The sequence below is a fragment of the Desulfospira joergensenii DSM 10085 genome (assembly GCF_000420085.1).
Taxonomy (GTDB): Bacteria; Desulfobacterota; Desulfobacteria; order Desulfobacterales; family Desulfobacteraceae; genus Desulfospira; species Desulfospira joergensenii.
In genome coordinates this window covers 713,599-728,943 of record NZ_ATUG01000001.1, presented here as the reverse complement: position 1 = coordinate 728,943, position 15,345 = coordinate 713,599, and the positions used below count along the sequence as shown (strand labels likewise).

Genomic DNA, 15,345 nt, shown 5'->3' with positions numbered 1-15,345 from the left:
TATTTTAAAATCACCGGCTTGTCCGAAGTATCGTATCCCTTGAACTCGTTGTGTGATAATTCTATTGTTCATTTGGATCAAACGAATAATGTATGTGTCTAATTTTCCAAAAATTATCATGTTTTTCTAAATATAGTGTTGTCCTTACACACGGCTTGGGTTTGCTGGGATATCTGCATCTCATTATGATACAAGCACCATCTCCGTGCCGGTAAATAACCCTATCCTCCAACAATATTTCTTCGATTTTACCGGATTCAAAAAATTTTAAGACTTTTAACAGATGATCATCTAAATCCTGTGAATCACAATCTTCATGGTTGTCAAAGAAAATAATATCACCATCAGAAGCATATAGATTTTTGAGTCTCTTTAAATCTCTTTGATAAAAACAATCATTGTATTCATCAAGGAATACTTGAAACTCCCTGAGTTCATTTGGATCAGTAATCTTCATAACCATTTAACCTATGATTTAAGGTACATAATATTTTAAAATCACCGGCTTGTCCGAGTTCCTTTTGATTGTTGGAATTGGGTATTGTGTCCCTGGAATCTTTAATACTACCATCTTCGTTCCAATCTGCATTCTCATATTTCATAAATACAACTTGAACATTAAGATTTCTCTTTTTGAAATCCTCTGACATGAAATCTTCTGCTTCATTAAACTCCACGATGAATTCGTCATCGTCCCAATGCTTCAGTTTGTAGAAGGTTAATCCTCCAGAAAAAAATAATTTGTCACTATCTTTTAGGCCTTGAAGTCGAGCTCTCAGTTCTCCTACGGTTAATGCCCCTTTTGACATTTTGCCTCCTACTTTTTGATTATCAATATATAAGAATTTATCTGTACTGCTTCCCATATTCAATTATATTTTTAAGCGCTTCCATAGACGCTACACCAGGGATCTGGAGCCATAGGAATATCTGGTCTGAATCAGCTTTACCTTCTTTGAACAGAAGATATGCTTCGATAAAAACAAAATGAGAAAGAAGTGTAATTTTGTTCGACCCACTTGCTTTATATTTGGAAAAGGTATCGAATTCAGGTTTTCCAAGTGTAACGCTATGGTTTGCATTTATATCTGCTCCTTTTGTTAAAACAGCAAACGCATCTTTTTTAGTAATTGTAGCGTTTTCTTTCTGTTTTGTTTTACATTCCAAAAGTATCGAAACTTCATTTTGAGTTAACATGAAATCGGGCATTCCTTGCTTCATATTTATGTCTAATTTTGAAGTTTCCCATGAGAATTCTTGGAGAATAGTACTTATTGGATTTTCATACTCATTACCTTTTAAATCATATGAAGATGAGATTAATTTTTCATCTAATCCCAACTCATTAGCCACTCTTAAATGCCTATTTTTCCAGTAATCAAAATTGCTATTAAAAAATTTCGCGACTGCTTCAATGAACAACCGCGCTCTTTTTGAATTTTGAAGAATCGCTTTTAGTTGATTAATAGTTGCATTAATTATCTGATTTGGCTCTGATATTCCCTTATCAACAAGCATCATAGCTCTTTGCCTTCCCAAACCAGGAACATCAAATTTAGTGGCTGATTTTAAAATATCGATTGCTTCTTCCGTGACACCGTAACGCATCTTTTCAGCCAAAATATTTAGTTTTGTCTCTATCGATGATGGTAAAGATTCCCCTGGTGTAGTCACAATCTTTGTCAACCCATCAACAATCCATGAAATGTCAACTGATAGTGCATGCAATTGACCATAGGAGATAGGAGGAATATTGCGCCTTAACTTTTTTTCAGAAACACCTTGTATCCATAGACTCGCTCCATACGTTGCATTAGTAACACGATCATAATTTTCAACACTATCAGGGTCTATAAATAGATTTTTGGTTGATATCTCTTGCCAAGCCCGAACTTCGGGTTGATTTCTTCTTGCATACGGCAGAAAGCGTTGCCCATTTTCTTCCGAAAACTCATCACTAGAACAAATTGCATGAATTAGAGAAATTTCAAAATCTTCATCCAATACAGAACTATTGTTTTTCAATAATGAAAGAAGAAAAATAGCTGTTGATGGTAGCAAACCGGTTGATGAAATGGACCTACCCAATGGTGTTGGGTATAGGTTTTGATTATTCCCTGAAAACAATTTATTTTTAAGAAGCCAATCAATTGACTCTGAAACCAGCAGCGCGACTTGTGAGAGTTTTTTAGGATTCATTTCAAGGTGTTGATGCCACCAAAATGTTTCCGAATAAAATGAGTTTATTTCATCTTCGCTTTTACATATCCGGCTTGAGATAAGAGAGAGAACGGACTTCCTAATGCTTTTGTTAAATAATTTTGAATATAAATTCGATTCTTCCGGAGAAAGATATTCGTTCGCTTTTATGGCTTCAGCTCTATTTGTTACTAATAGAATAGATAAGCCTTCTTCATCGAAACCGAGTCGTCCAGCCCTTCCAGACATGTTTAGGTATTCACTTTTTGATATCCAAGGATCTCCTGAAACCCAGAATCTGTTGAATGAATCGAAAAGGACAGTTCTTATTGGGAAGTTTACCCCTGCTGCTAAAGTGGGCGTAGCAAAGACAACATCCAAATTCCGTTTTCGTAATGCTTCTTCGATAACTGCTCTTTCAGAAAAACTCAAATCAGTTGAATGAAAAGCAACTTTTCTTTCAGTTGTTCCTTTTAAGGTGGCAGAGACACCAGTGGGTTCACTGAAAAGATCAAGCTGTTCCGTAATCATGTATGATTTTACATCTTGCTCGCGACTTTTTGAAAACTTATCAGCTAATTCAACTGCTCTAGGTTTAGTCATGGTAAAAACCAAGACTGGCCCCAGATCCTTTTCAAGGAGATTATTTACTGCATTAATAGCATTATCAGCTACTATTTCAGTGTTTGATTCTTGAAAAACCTCTTCTGTCCCAAGATAATTATAAAATCGCTGATTATTAAACCAAAATTCTTGTCTTAAAGGAACATCCCGGTTATGCACATTAATAAAATCACACTTAAACCACCCGGCAATTTGGCCTACATTTGGGGCGGTAGCAGAAAGGGCAATAAATTGGGCCGGAATTTGTTTTCTGATAATTGATAATAGGACTTCAACATCTGATCCTCTGGCATCGTCTGAAATGATTTGTAGTTCATCGGCTATAACAATTTTATCTCTAAGAGAGTATGTTGTAGAGCTACTTATCAGTGCGAGGTATTTTTCATATGTGGCCACTAAAATACCGTCTCGCCATTCTCCCTCAGATCTGTCTCCAGTTGCAATTGATACACTGAACCAGTTGCCAGTTTCATAAGTTTCTTTAAACGAGTTGTACTTTTCTTCCGCTAAAGCCTTGTGAGTTACTAAATAAACGGTTTTTTTTCCTTTCATTGCTCCATCAACCGCAGCAATTTCAGCAATTGTAGTTTTTCCGGACGATGTAGGAGCCGCGATCACAAGACTTTTTCCATTACATAAACCTGCTTTAATGGCTTCTTCTTGAGCATATGTATATTGCTTAAACCCACCGCTTCTCAACAAATCCAAAACGGAACCATCTGCACCAAATTTTGCAGCTTCTGAAATATTCATTTTAAATCACCACCATAAGTTTGATTATGTTTGACAATTGTATCCCCAAAAATAATTGACTGAGATTTTGGGACTGGACTCAGTCAGCATTGCATTCATGGCAACAACGCCGCCATGAATGCAGTGCTAATCAGTTGTGTCGTTTTTAGCTTCGGCTGAGTTGGCTCTGTTAAATCTTTCTTTTGGAAATATTTTTATTAAGCTGAATAACTTGGATCCAAGTTCCCTAGTTGTTTTAACTACTTCCATTTCTTCATCTTTATTCAATGGTGGTATATACAGTATGCCATTGGAAACGCCAGATAATGTCAGATAACTTAACAGCTGCTCCGTTCCTCCTTTAAGAATCTGGGAACCGGCATGGAATGAATTTTTAACTTCAATAATTAATTTTTCTTTTCCCTTTTGAAGAAAAAAATCAGCTCTGTAAAACCGACGATCTTGATTTGTCGGTATTGAAAACTCAGAATAAACGTCAATATCCTCAGCAAGGCTATTCAAATAAGCCTTCAATGAACCTGATAACTCCACCTCCGTTATCCTTGGCAGCACTGTTCCTGAGGTCTTATCAGGGAAACTTTTTGAATAGGAAATCAATAACTCAACTATTCTATCTTTCAATTGTGTATTTGTCTTAGTTAAATCTTTGGCAGGTTTTGATTTTTTAAGATCCGTGGTCTTTTTGTCATAAGCCCGTTTTTCAACCATTTGGTCAAATAGTATATTTATAAAAGCTGATATATTTACGATTGCAAGAAAGGCTTCTTGCTCGGAAAAATAAAGTTTGTAATCATGTGTTGACTTATTTCTCCACTCGGTTCGATAATTAGTAAATAGCTGTAATACTCTCTCTTTCAGAACATTATTTTCTTCAAAATGTTTCTCAATCTTATGTGGAGTTACTCTATTTGGGTTTTTCCCGGAAATTATTCTATATGCCTCTTTAAGCGCACCTTCAAAGGCTTGATTACTTCTGTAGATTACATCATTGAACAAATAGTCATCACCAGATTTACCATTCTCAAAATGTCTTTCAGCAATTTCGATATGTGTGACCACGCTTGAAACGCCAATATCGTCCTCAGATGTAGAAAAATATTCAGCTTTATCTCTTAATAAATCTAACAGATTCATGTTGTTCCTTTAGAAAGTTAATCGCGGTGCAGCCGCCGTGAACAAGTAATTGACCGGATCCGCATATCATTCATGATTAGATGGCCAACCGCAGAACATGAGAAATTAAATGATATCTGGATAACATCATTCTTACACGTAATTGAAGCCATATCAGCATTCCCATATCGTGTAAAGAGATATTGTGAAATCAAATGCTTACATAGCAGAAAGGAGTGAATAAGGGTTGAGGCGCCGGACACCCTCATTTGAAAGCCCCATGATCTTTGTCTGCTGCCGTGGAGGCCGGGGCGGGGCAGGGCGGAGACATCGGGTTCGATTTCCTACAGACTCTTCATGGAGCGGAGGCATAAAAGGGCCGACTGTCTGAACGAAGTGAGTTTCGGCCCTTGGCGGAGCGGAATGATAGAGGCTGTGGAAATCGTTAACCCTGCGCAGCCGGCCCCGCCCCGGCCGGAGGTCCGATCCACGGCAACCCTTTTCCTGTTTTCCCGCTGCAGGACAGCCATAGGCATTCTTCTCTGATGGGCCGTGCAGGCTCGCAAAAAAAAAATCAGCACGAAAGTGCTGAACCTCTGAGCTCTCTGTGTCCGCAGCATTCGTTCCCAATCCAGGTTCGGGACATGGGAACTTCGGCCAGGCAAAAAGGATTGTCCCCAAACCCGGTATAAAATAGGGTGATCCCGGCCGGACGGTCCATTTAACTGCTATGGATAAGCCCCCGGCGCCGCCGGGGAGGTTCAAAGTTTGCCGTTTACTGGAAGTTTTTCTTCGCGTTCTTCATGGCAGAAAGAGTACCATGGCTTTCAAACGACGAAGGGTACGAAAATTGCGAAGGTTTTTAAGACCGCTTTCAGTGCTTTCCATCTTAAACCCTGTACAGCATCACGCCCGGGTCACCGGCGTGTCCGGCGTGCGGTGACAATATTTTTCCGGTGGTCATTGAGTACTCCTTGAAGGGACGGGAAACTCACCCTGGAAGTTGAATCCAGACTCATGGGAGTGACCGATACGAGTTCTTCAACTGCAAATACGTATATGTCTGATTCAGGATCAAGGGTCTCTGGATCTATTTCAATTTTGAGTTTTGCATCGCCGATTCTGCTCTGCAACGATGGTGAGTCCAGGTAGCTGGAGTAATACGTGCTTTTAGCCAGTTTTGATAATTTCCAGGGGGTCGAAGAGGTCGCGCCGGTTGGAATATCAATTTTTAATAGATCAACATCCCGGGGCATTGGTCGGGTCATTAAAATTTTTGCAAAGCTGTTTAGAAAGTGCCTTGACGCACTCCAGTCCTGATTTGTGTATTCGTGATGTGAGTCGATATCCGTCTGTTTTGAAATCGCTATTGCCGGAATCCCATAACTTGAGGCTTCAAGAGCAGCGCCAATGGTCCCTGAAGTTGTCACGTTTATCCCGAGATTTTCTCCGTAATTGATTCCTGAAACCAATAGATCCGGTTTTTCAAGGGGATATAAAACCTTCAAGGCATGTTTGGTAACCAGCGCCGGCGAGCATTCACAATGATATGCGGTTACCCTTTGCCCATTTACTTTGTAATCAATCGGTATGAGCCCGGCGCTTCTGTTTCCCGTTAAACTCCTTCCCATCCCTGTCTGCTGAACGCTTGGCGCGGCAACAATAAGATCCGCTAAATCCATAACCGCTTCCACCGCCGCTTTCAGCCCTGGAGAATGGATTCCGTCATCATTTGTCAATAAAATCCTGGGTCTGTTCACCATGTTTGAAGTATTCATTTTGCTTTTCCATTGTTTTAAAATCTGTGTCTGGAGATGGCGGTATCTTGTTTTATAATGCAAGAATCACTGCTTGATCCCAGGCTCCGCCAGGTTCTAAGCTTAGGGGCAGGCGCGGCGCAGCAGCCTGTCACCTGTCCGAAGAAAGCGTGTGGGTATCCTTTCAAGTTGTCATCTTTTCTATGGCTTCTTTCCACTTCCTTGCGTCTTTCAGCGCCCATGCAATTGAATCTTCGCCATATCCGGTATCAAAGTTCACACATAATAGTGGCACAAATACTGATTTGCCGTTAAATGCCTTTGGCATGGATACACTTCGGATGGAATGAATCGGTATCTTAAATTCATTTCTGGGAAATGATCTTATTGAATAAATGGCATCTTTTGTAAGAACAAGAGCACCATTTCCCCTTATCTGCGCTCCACCGCGGGATTTAATTCCAAAAAAATTTGATCTCGTGGTTGCTCCAATCAGCTCTTCTTTATTAAATCTTTCTTGAATAATTCTATCCAAATTCCTGCGGGTTTTGGAAAACACCATGGCTGAGATGAAAAAAAGAAATAACAGACCAAGAACAATTGACACGGTTATGATCAATTGGGTGTTCATCAATAATCCTTCAACGACACCACATCGGTCAGGAGCACCTGGAGCATAGCGGACTTTGCATCCGAGTTAGTTCTCATGGTTGGATTCTTTTTTTTTCAGCCAATCTTCCGGAGAAAAAGAATAGCGACGGCTGTTCCATTTTGATGCAATCCCTATATCATACCCATAGGTTAGAACAACCTGGACAAGATTTCTCTGAATTGCTTCTTCATGGGTTTCTAAAATGATATTTGCGATTTGTAAAGCAAGTCTTTCATCTTCAATGTTGGGGTGGCTTATAAGTGCCTGGGTACTCAGATAGGTTGTTGTTTTGGATTTATCATCTGATGAGCTGAAAGTTGATCGGCCATCCTGAACGGTTGCATAAACGACCTGGGGAATCTTTTGTATCTGCTCTCGGGTCTTGATGAGCTCTGAGAAAAATTCGTTTTGACTTAGATTTTCAACAAATATTGGAACGAGTAAGGCAAGCACCAGAAAGAGGCCACAGACGGCGTAGTGTACTGACCAGATAGGTTTAACTGCTTTGTCAGACACAAGGCCTTTGCGAATGACGAAAGTACCCGCCATAATATCATGCAGCGACTGGCGGGTGTTGCGGTTGAAAAGGATCAAATAAAAGATTGAAAGGCCGAACCCGAATACCAGCAGAGACACAAGGAAAAAGCCGATAGGCTGTAAAATTGATTCTGGAATCATGGCCCCATTAAGAAAATATGGAATACCGATAATAGAATACCGAAAAGCGCTTTTCCACAAGCTGATGAGTTCTCCGTTCTTATCAACAACCTGGATTTTTAGGGCTCTTTTTCCGATTGTTTGTCCTCCGCCAATCCGGCTGTTCAATAGTACAAAATAGATAGCCGCAATTGGAAATCCGACAGTTCGTCCCCAACCGCCCAATTCAACAAATTGCTGAGAAAAAAATAGGCCGAGAAGAAGGCCGAAGATTCCTAAAATGACAGCGTCTATGAAAAAAGCGCCGACTCTCTTCCAAAAGCCGGAAATTTTAAATTGCATTCATCACTCCTTTTTTGAAACCCGGCACCCCGCTGAACGGCAGGCATCAAGAAATATCCAGGCTATAAATACAGATAGTGCATTCACCTTTCCTATCACTCTATTCTCCGTGATTGCTAACAGTAATTGTACGCGTTCGCATATCATTCACGACTCAATAGCCAAACACGTACCATGAGAATAAGAGCGACACCGAATCCGCATGCCCATTTTACCTGAATCAAGCCATATCAATAATAAAATATCGTGTAAAGAGATATTGTGAAAGCAAATATTTAGATAGCGGAAAGGAGTGGATAAGGGTTTCGGTTAAAGACCGGCAGCATCATCCTAACTAATATATAGTCGTGTTTTAAATAATTTTACTAATTTTAATCAGTCTAATATGGTTTCAACTTTTAATTGCAGCATCATCGGGAAAAAGATAGGTGTGTAAAAGAAGGTATTGAACGGCAGATGTTTTGCCGCTTCTTTGCCAGGAACAGCCGACAAAATTCAAGGGCAGAAGATATCGGGAAATAAAATTTAAAGAGGTGTGTAGAATGAAAATACTGGTTGCATATGATTCGGCGTTTGCCGATGCGATTCTGCCGGAGGCGGTTAAAACGGCCAAGGCGTTTGATGCGGTTGTCTACCTTGTCAGGAGCTGCCCCCAGGAGGCATCCCAGCAGGGGATAGCCGCCCTGGAGGCTCACCTGGAAGATGTCAAAATGAATGTATTTGATGCACAGCAGATAAACTGTGAAACCCATATCCTGATCCGGGGAATGACTCCGGGTGAGGATATAGTAGACTATGCCCGGGAAAAGGCAGTTGATCAGATTATCATTGGGGTTAGGAAACAGTCCAAAGTAGGGGCTATATTTGGATCAACAGCTCAATACGTTATCCTGGAAGCCCCCTGTCCAGTGATGACAGTTAAATTGTAGGCCACCTCTAATAATTGTCTTTTGGCCCGATTTCTTCGTTGCATGAAAATTTTAATCCTCGAAATATTACGTATATTCCTCCGGTTAAAATTTTCATGCGCCTTGAACTCAAACCAAAATCCTAATTATTAGAGGTACCCTGTATTTGTTCACTGCAGGTCATTTCCTTTCCCGGGATGCCTGACTACTTGTTGAGATCTGTAAAAGTAAGCTTCTCACCGGTTTCCAGGTAGTGGTTGAGCATGGCCTCGAAAACCGAGAACTTTGCCTTGAATACCTCGGGATCGTTTTCGGCAAGAAATCTATGCCCTGCTTCATTAAAAGCCGTCAGGGTCATATGCCAGGTGGATACCGTGGTTTTATCGGGTTTTTCAAATAAGGTGATTGTATACCGGATGATGCAGCCGTCCATGTGAATAGAAAACTGGATCTTTTCATCGGGCTGGTAAAGATCGAGTATCCACATTTCAGGCAGGTTTCCATTTAAAATACGGCATTGGAAAATACAGTCCTGCTCTGCGAGTCCGGATTCGGAATACAATAGATCGCATTCCCATCCTTCAATCCACTCATACTCCCTTGTGGGGCAGAGAAGGGGGAATATTTTTGATGCCGGATGGCTGATATCGGCCACATAGAGACGGGTTTCCCGTTTTACCTCACCATTGAAACGGGTGTTCATGGTTCATCCTCCAATTTGGGTTTTCAATTCATTCTTCTAAACAATGGAGGAGGATAGAGTGTGAAGCCGTAGACAGGTCAATAGATTTTTTAGGCCGGCCACGGTCTCTTCTGCATTGTATTCGGCCACTCCGAAACTTGCGGTGATGGAGTTCACCTCGTCAAAAACCGTGGTTTCAATAACAGATCTGAGCTTTTCAGCCACGCTCCGGACCTGGTCGATTTTCTGGTGGGGCAGAAGAATGAGAAACTCCTCCCCGCCCCATCTTCCGGCAAGATGTTTTGGCGCAGGGATTCCTGGAGCAGGGTTGCTTTTTTTGAGCACCTCGTCGCCGGCCAGGGATCCGATTTCATCCTGGAACGGCCTTGCAGCCGCAAGGTTCGGCGGGAATCGGTTTTGCTGCGGGTAACTTTATCAGGGAATGTCAGGCCCGAACCGGCGGCAAGAAAAAAGGGCCATGACTGGATTAAAAGGCATCGTTCTTTTTTTAAAATCCAGAAATTAGCGCTACACCTGAAATAGCGAGAAGAACCCCGAATGACTGAGCCTTGTTTAATTTCTCTTTAACGATGACGGCGCTGAGAAAGACCGTGACTGCAGGGTAAAGACTGCTGAGAATAGAGACAACGCTTAACATCCCCTCCCTTGTTGCGGCAGCAAAGGCAAAGGCGGCGATTGTGTCCACAAGACCCATGATAACAACCCAGGGCAAATGAGGTTTCCCTACTGTGAGCGGGGTGCGGTTAATCAGCATCAGCGGTATTAAAAAAACAAGGGTAGAACATCGCATAATCATGGATGCCCAGAGTGGATGGTTTTGGGCAGCTCTGTCCATGAGGATGAAGTAAAATCCGATACAGACTGCGGCAGCGAGTGCCAGATGAATTCCTTTTGCCGCTTTCACTCGGTGGGTTTCTCCCCCGGATTCCATCACTGCCAGTATGGTTCCGGCAAATGCCATGGCCATGCCTGATAACTGCAGACCAGACAGAGTGTCACCGCAGATGATTCCCCAAACAACAGGAAGAATGGTGCCGGTGGCACTTACGGGAGCAAGAATCGAAATCACCCCAATGGCAAGGCTTCTGTACAATAGATACATGGCCGTCAACCCCACAAATCCTGCGGGAACAGACCAAATCAGGTTTGGATCTTCAGGCAGGTTCCTGCTGAAAGCTGCCACGATCAGAAGAAGACAAGAAATTCCTGATATATTGGAAATCAGCAACAGAGTAAAGGTAGGTAAAGTACGGCTTTTCAATCCGCCGATAAAGTCTGCAACACCCCAGCCAACACATGCCACAAGGGACAGGAGGATGGAAAGCATTATGGCTTCTCCTAAATTTTAAAGAGTGTCGGGATAATCTTGCCTTTATCTTAATCCTGATATAATATTACGTAAAATTATTCATTTTTATGTTTTTGATAATAAAAACTTATGAGATATGATCTGAACCGTGTCCATGTTTTCCATTGTGTCTATGCTGAAAACAGCATCAGTAAGGCTGCAGAAAAACTTCATATTTCGCAGCCTGCGGTAAGCCAGCAGATTAAAAAACTGGAGGAAGAGATTAAGACGCCTTTATTCTCAAGGCTCCACAAAAGAATCGTTCCCACAAGTGCTGCTCATCATCTTTTCAAAACTGTCCAGCCTTTTTTAAAAGAATTGGACCGTGAAATCGAGCATCTTTCCATAGCCATGGACAAACCTTACGGTTCCCTTATGATTGGTTCACCCATCATTTTCGGGACAACGTACCTACCTCAAATTTGTTCAGAGTTCAGGAAAATTTATCCCGATGTCCGTTTTTCAGTCAGGTTTGAGGAATCTGATGTGCTGATTGACCTGCTCAATAAAGGTGAGCTTGATTTCGCATTGATTGATTTTTTTTCAGCCTATGACCAGCTCCCGGGCAAACCTGAACTTTACGCAATAGAGCCGTTGATGCTGGAATATTTTGTTTTGGCCTGTTCCAGGGCATATTATGAGAAACGAATAAATAAAAACCTCTCTTTAAACGATCTGTTATCTCTGGAGTATCTGACAGATGAAAACGAGCCCATCATTCTGCGGCATTGGTTCTGGTATTATTATAAAAAAAGGATAAATGATTTTAATATTGTTATGGCCATAGAAGCGCATCAAGCTCTGATGGAATGTATTCGAAACGGTATGGGTGTCGGCCTGACTTCCGAGCACCTATGGAAAGAAGAAATCGAGAAAAAGGAAATCATCCCCATATTCCCCAAGCCTGAAAAGCTGGTGAACACCATATCCATCGTCGCTCTTAAAGACAGTGTTTTAACCCTTACCCAGAGAAAATTCCGGAACTTTTTAAAGAACCGGTTCAGTGATGGACAAGCGGTAAAAGGCGCTGTTTAGAGGGAGTCTTTCAACAAGGAAAATGTCGATCCTTCCTTGAAAAACGGTTACCCAAGTCAAGTTACATCTTCAAGATTCCACCAATTTGCGGTTCGAATTCACCCCAACCTTGCAAAAATCAGAAAGGTTTCATATCCGAGGCACCTGAAGCTCTAGTCATCTACCGCGAGGTCCTGATAACGAAGGAGATGCAACCTCGGGTTCATTTTTCTAAGCAATGGAGGATGACAGGGTGTGAAGCCGTAGACAGGTCAATGACTTTTAAAAAAAACGAGGAATGCAGTCAAGTTTGTCTTGTCCCGGGAGGGGAATGGCAAAAAAGATTGTCCTCAACCCGGGTTTGGGCTAAAGTGGCCGAGGTATGAAAAAGAATCAGACATTCCAGCCGGCCGGTCCTTCTGAGGGGGATCCCCAGGGAGAAACCGGAAAGATCCGGGAGCAGTTCACCGGGGTGGTGGACCGGGTGACCTTTCACAATCCGGACTCGGGCTGGTCCATTCTGCGGGTCCTTCCTCTGGATGTCCGGGGGAGCCGGGCAACCGTGGTGGTCCACCAGACCAAGGTCTTTGCCGGGGCCACCATGGCCTTTGAAGGGACCTGGACCGTCCATCCCAAATACGGAAGGCAGTTCAAGGCCTTTAAAGCCGTGGAAAAAAAACCGGCCTCGGCCTCGGCCCTGGAAAAGTATCTCGGGTCCGGCCTGATCAAGGGGGTGGGGCCCAAGACCGCCAAGAAGATCGTCCGCCATTTTAAGGGCAAAACCCTGGAGGTGTTTGAGCAGGACATCCAGCGTCTCACCGAGGTGGCCGGGATCGCCGGGAAAAAGCTGGCCATGATCTCATCGGCCTGGACCGAGCACCGGGCCATTCGGGATGTGATGATGTTTCTCCAGTCCCACGGGATCTCCACCCTGTTTGCCGTTCGGATCTACAAAGAGTACGGGGATGAGGCCATTGCCCGGGTGACCCGGGATCCTTACTGCCTGGCCGATGATTTTTACGGCATCGGTTTTTTTTCCGCGGACAAGGTGGCCCTGAGCATCGGATTTGCCAAGGACAGCCCCGGCCGGATCATGGCGGGAATCCGCCATGTGCTCTCGGCGGCCCGGAATTTCGGCCACTGCTTTCTGACCCTTTCCCAGATCCGGACCCAGGTGAAGGAAATCCTGGACCTGGACCCGGGAGAAGGGCTGGCCGGGATCCTGGAGTCCATGGAAACGGACCGGCTGCTCATGAAGCGGATTCTGGACCTGGGGAAGGGCGGTGAACAGGCCTGCTTTTACGCCAAGAGCCTTTACTTTGACGAGGCCTATGTGGCCGGGAGGATCCGGGACATGGGTCCTACACCGGACATTGATCTCCTCCGGGTACAGCGATGGGTCTCCCTGTTCTGCAAGACAAAAAACCTGGATCTGAGTCCGGAGCAGGCCCAGGCGGTCCAGGGAATCGTGGGCCAAAGATTCTCCGTCCTCACCGGGGGGCCCGGCTGCGGTAAAACCACTGCCACAAGGGTCCTGGTTCGCCTCATCGAGGCCATGGGGCTCAAGGTTCTCCTGGCTGCGCCCACGGGCCGGGCCGCCCAGCGCATGGGCGAGGTCATCGGCAAGCCGGCCAAGACCATTCACCGGCTCCTGGGCTGGCAGGGCACAAGGTTCAAGAGAGACGAGAAGACCCCCCTGGACATGGATTTTCTGGTGGTGGACGAATGCTCCATGCTCGACATCAGCCTCACGGCCTCCCTGCTCCGGGCCGTGCCCTTGAACAGCCAGGCGGTCTTTATCGGGGATTATGACCAGCTGCCTTCCGTGGGGGCCGGCAACGTGCTCAAGGATCTGATCTCATCGGGAAAGGTGGCCTGTTTCAGGCTGACAAAGATCTTCCGCCAGGCAGCCCAGTCCCTGATCATCAAGTACGCCCATGAGATCAATGAGGGCAAGATGCCCTGGATCAAGTCCCCGTTTGAAGATCCGGAAATCTGGAAAGGGAAAATCGACTGCCTGTTCATCGATTCCGACGAGGCCACCCAGGAACAGCTCCGGTTCGTGGCCCGGGTGAAAAGTGCCGGGAATGACCCCGGGCCTTCCCAGGCCCCCAAGGAACTCTTTGAGTTCCGGGTCGGGGAACCGGGATCTCCCTATGAGACCGAGGCCCAGATCCCCAGGAAATTCGCCCATGTGGATCTGGACCGGCTCCTGGCTTCTGAAACCCGGGTGGATGAGCTGAAGGCTGTTCTCAAAAAGGTCCATCCCTGGTCATCCCTCCATTACGGGCTTACGGCCGTGGATGCGGTGAAAAAACTCTATCTGGACTGGATTCCCAAGTACCGGGGCCGGGAGCGGGAGATTCAGATCCTTTCCCCCATGACCCGGGGGACTCTCGGGACGATAAACCTGAACCGGGTCATCCAGGAGGCGGCCAACCCGCCCGGGGAGGGCAAGGCCCAGATCCAGGCGGGCCATCGGATCTTCCGGAAGGGGGACCGGGTCATCCACCGGAAGAACAACTATAACCTGGGGGTGTTTAACGGGGATATCGGCATTATCACGGAGATCAGCGCCATGGACCTGACCTGCACGGTCTCCTTTTTCCCCTACGGCCGCCAGGTGGTCTACCAGCAGTCGGATATCATGGAACTGGACCTGGCCTATGCCGTGACCATCCACAAATCCCAGGGCAGCGAATTTGAGGCCGTGATCATTCCCATCCTGACCCAGCACTTTAAGATGCTCTTCAGGAACCTGATCTATACGGGGATCACCCGGGCCAGAAAACTGGCCGTGTTCGTGGGGACCCGCCGGGCCCTGGGCATGGCCGTGGCAAACAAGGATATCAGCAGGCGGCAGACCGCCTTAAAAGAACTTATCACACAGACCTGAAGGAGAAAATCATGCAGTTTATTGTTATCGGACGCGACGGAACCGACGAAAAGGCCCTGGACAGGAGAATGGCTGCCAGGGAAGATCATCTGGCCATGGCCAAGGAAATGCACGAAGCCGGAAAATGGCTTTATGCGGCAGCCATGCTCAACGACAAAGAGCAGATGTGCGGCTCCATGATCGTGTGCGAGTTTGAGTCCAGGCAGGCCCTGGAACAGGAATGGCTGGACCGGGAACCCTATGTCCTGGGAAAGGTCTGGGATACAATCGAAATCACCCGGGCCGCCACAGCCCCGTTCTGGGCCAAGTAGGCCAGGGGGCATAAAAATTCTATAAAAAGAGGAAACGGAAATAAGAAATCATTAGTTTCTGAGGTGCC

Annotated in this window: 15 protein-coding genes; 4 read left to right on the top strand and 11 right to left on the bottom strand. The window is 44.9% G+C overall.

From position 1 onward, the window contains the following. Nucleotides 1–61: 61 nt before the first annotated feature. The 8 genes from F608_RS0103665 to F608_RS0103630 all read right to left on the bottom strand — a co-directional run bounded on the left by F608_RS0103665 (nucleotide 62) and on the right by F608_RS0103630 (nucleotide 8,097). The gene (locus F608_RS0103665; RefSeq protein ID WP_022664261.1) at nucleotides 62–457 is read right to left on the bottom strand and encodes a nuclear transport factor 2 family protein; all 396 of its coding nucleotides are present in this window, start codon (nucleotides 455–457) and stop codon (nucleotides 62–64) included. Continuing rightward, the gene (locus F608_RS0103660) at nucleotides 444–809 is read right to left on the bottom strand and encodes a hypothetical protein (RefSeq protein ID WP_022664260.1); all 366 of its coding nucleotides are present in this window, start codon (nucleotides 807–809) and stop codon (nucleotides 444–446) included. Before F608_RS0103660 ends, F608_RS0103665 begins: the two co-directional genes overlap by 14 nt. Before the next feature lie 37 nt (nucleotides 810–846). Continuing rightward, a complete protein-coding gene (locus tag F608_RS0103655) occupies nucleotides 847–3,576 on the bottom strand; it encodes a DEAD/DEAH box helicase (RefSeq protein WP_022664259.1) in 2,730 nt (909 codons plus the stop codon). A 126-nt stretch (nucleotides 3,577–3,702) separates the two neighbouring features. After that, complete coding sequence (locus tag F608_RS0103650; protein ID WP_022664258.1) at nucleotides 3,703–4,710, bottom strand: GxxExxY protein; 1,008 nt, start codon at nucleotides 4,708–4,710, stop codon at nucleotides 3,703–3,705. Between the two features lie 323 nt (nucleotides 4,711–5,033). Further along, nucleotides 5,034–5,219 carry a hypothetical protein gene (locus F608_RS36090; protein ID WP_022664257.1) on the bottom strand — a complete coding sequence of 62 codons (186 nt, stop codon included), beginning with the start codon at nucleotides 5,217–5,219 and terminating at the stop codon, nucleotides 5,034–5,036. A gap of 387 nt (nucleotides 5,220–5,606) precedes the next feature. Then, nucleotides 5,607–6,467: a 5'/3'-nucleotidase SurE gene (gene surE / locus F608_RS30585; protein WP_022664256.1), complete on the bottom strand. Its 861-nt coding sequence runs from the start codon at nucleotides 6,465–6,467 to the stop codon at nucleotides 5,607–5,609. A gap of 163 nt (nucleotides 6,468–6,630) precedes the next feature. Further along, nucleotides 6,631–7,077, bottom strand: coding sequence for a hypothetical protein (locus F608_RS34350; RefSeq protein WP_022664255.1), 447 nt, complete (start codon nucleotides 7,075–7,077; stop codon nucleotides 6,631–6,633). 66 nt (nucleotides 7,078–7,143) lie between these two features. After that, nucleotides 7,144–8,097 carry an RDD family protein gene (locus F608_RS0103630; protein ID WP_022664254.1) on the bottom strand — a complete coding sequence of 318 codons (954 nt, stop codon included), beginning with the start codon at nucleotides 8,095–8,097 and terminating at the stop codon, nucleotides 7,144–7,146. A gap of 542 nt (nucleotides 8,098–8,639) precedes the next feature. Between F608_RS0103630 and F608_RS0103625 the strand changes: the two genes are divergently transcribed. Further along, nucleotides 8,640–9,026 carry a universal stress protein gene (locus F608_RS0103625; RefSeq protein WP_022664253.1) on the top strand — a complete coding sequence of 129 codons (387 nt, stop codon included), beginning with the start codon at nucleotides 8,640–8,642 and terminating at the stop codon, nucleotides 9,024–9,026. Nucleotides 9,027–9,210: 184 nt separating this feature from the next. Here F608_RS0103625 and F608_RS0103620 read toward each other — a convergent pair whose 3' ends face one another. The 3 genes from F608_RS0103620 to F608_RS0103610 all read right to left on the bottom strand — a co-directional run bounded on the left by F608_RS0103620 (nucleotide 9,211) and on the right by F608_RS0103610 (nucleotide 11,035). After that, a complete protein-coding gene (locus tag F608_RS0103620; RefSeq protein ID WP_022664252.1) occupies nucleotides 9,211–9,708 on the bottom strand; it encodes a hypothetical protein in 498 nt (165 codons plus the stop codon). 36 nt (nucleotides 9,709–9,744) lie between these two features. Next, nucleotides 9,745–10,056 (bottom strand): diguanylate cyclase domain-containing protein, encoded by a 312-nt coding sequence (locus F608_RS30575; RefSeq protein WP_084680967.1) that lies wholly within the window; start codon nucleotides 10,054–10,056, stop codon nucleotides 9,745–9,747. A gap of 139 nt (nucleotides 10,057–10,195) precedes the next feature. Further along, nucleotides 10,196–11,035, bottom strand: a complete 840-nt coding sequence (locus tag F608_RS0103610; protein WP_022664250.1) for a DMT family transporter — start codon at nucleotides 11,033–11,035, stop codon at nucleotides 10,196–10,198. A gap of 111 nt (nucleotides 11,036–11,146) precedes the next feature. Here F608_RS0103610 and F608_RS0103605 point away from each other — a divergent pair, with 111 nt between their 5' ends. The 3 genes from F608_RS0103605 (at nucleotide 11,147) to F608_RS0103595 (ending at nucleotide 15,277) form a co-directional block, all read left to right on the top strand. After that, nucleotides 11,147–12,091, top strand: coding sequence for a LysR family transcriptional regulator (locus tag F608_RS0103605; protein WP_022664249.1), 945 nt, complete (start codon nucleotides 11,147–11,149; stop codon nucleotides 12,089–12,091). Nucleotides 12,092–12,452: 361 nt separating this feature from the next. Then, on the top strand, nucleotides 12,453–14,966 hold the full coding sequence (recD2, locus tag F608_RS0103600; RefSeq protein ID WP_022664248.1) for an SF1B family DNA helicase RecD2: 2,514 nt from the start codon (nucleotides 12,453–12,455) through the stop codon (nucleotides 14,964–14,966). 11 nt (nucleotides 14,967–14,977) lie between these two features. Next, the gene (locus tag F608_RS0103595; RefSeq protein ID WP_022664247.1) at nucleotides 14,978–15,277 is read left to right on the top strand and encodes a YciI family protein; all 300 of its coding nucleotides are present in this window, start codon (nucleotides 14,978–14,980) and stop codon (nucleotides 15,275–15,277) included. Nucleotides 15,278–15,345 lie beyond the last annotated feature (68 nt).

Excerpts from the sequence above, each read along its gene's own strand:
- recD2 (WP_022664248.1), top strand. The coding sequence starts at position 12,453 with ATGAAAAAGAATCAGACATTCCAGCCGGCCGGTCCTTCTGAGGGGGAT.
- F608_RS0103595 (WP_022664247.1), top strand. The coding sequence starts at position 14,978 with ATGCAGTTTATTGTTATCGGACGCGACGGAACCGACGAAAAGGCCCTG.
- F608_RS36090 (WP_022664257.1), bottom strand. The coding sequence starts at position 5,219 with ATGGCTGTCCTGCAGCGGGAAAACAGGAAAAGGGTTGCCGTGGATCGG.
- F608_RS34350 (WP_022664255.1), bottom strand. The coding sequence starts at position 7,077 with ATGAACACCCAATTGATCATAACCGTGTCAATTGTTCTTGGTCTGTTA.
- F608_RS0103660 (WP_022664260.1), bottom strand. The coding sequence starts at position 809 with ATGTCAAAAGGGGCATTAACCGTAGGAGAACTGAGAGCTCGACTTCAA.
- F608_RS0103620 (WP_022664252.1), bottom strand. The coding sequence starts at position 9,708 with ATGAACACCCGTTTCAATGGTGAGGTAAAACGGGAAACCCGTCTCTAT.
- F608_RS0103655 (WP_022664259.1), bottom strand. The coding sequence starts at position 3,576 with ATGAATATTTCAGAAGCTGCAAAATTTGGTGCAGATGGTTCCGTTTTG.
- F608_RS0103650 (WP_022664258.1), bottom strand. The coding sequence starts at position 4,710 with ATGAATCTGTTAGATTTATTAAGAGATAAAGCTGAATATTTTTCTACA.
- F608_RS0103665 (WP_022664261.1), bottom strand. The coding sequence starts at position 457 with ATGAAGATTACTGATCCAAATGAACTCAGGGAGTTTCAAGTATTCCTT.
- F608_RS0103625 (WP_022664253.1), top strand. The coding sequence starts at position 8,640 with ATGAAAATACTGGTTGCATATGATTCGGCGTTTGCCGATGCGATTCTG.
- surE (WP_022664256.1), bottom strand. The coding sequence starts at position 6,467 with ATGAATACTTCAAACATGGTGAACAGACCCAGGATTTTATTGACAAAT.
- F608_RS0103605 (WP_022664249.1), top strand. The coding sequence starts at position 11,147 with ATGAGATATGATCTGAACCGTGTCCATGTTTTCCATTGTGTCTATGCT.
- F608_RS0103610 (WP_022664250.1), bottom strand. The coding sequence starts at position 11,035 with ATGCTTTCCATCCTCCTGTCCCTTGTGGCATGTGTTGGCTGGGGTGTT.
- F608_RS0103630 (WP_022664254.1), bottom strand. The coding sequence starts at position 8,097 with ATGCAATTTAAAATTTCCGGCTTTTGGAAGAGAGTCGGCGCTTTTTTC.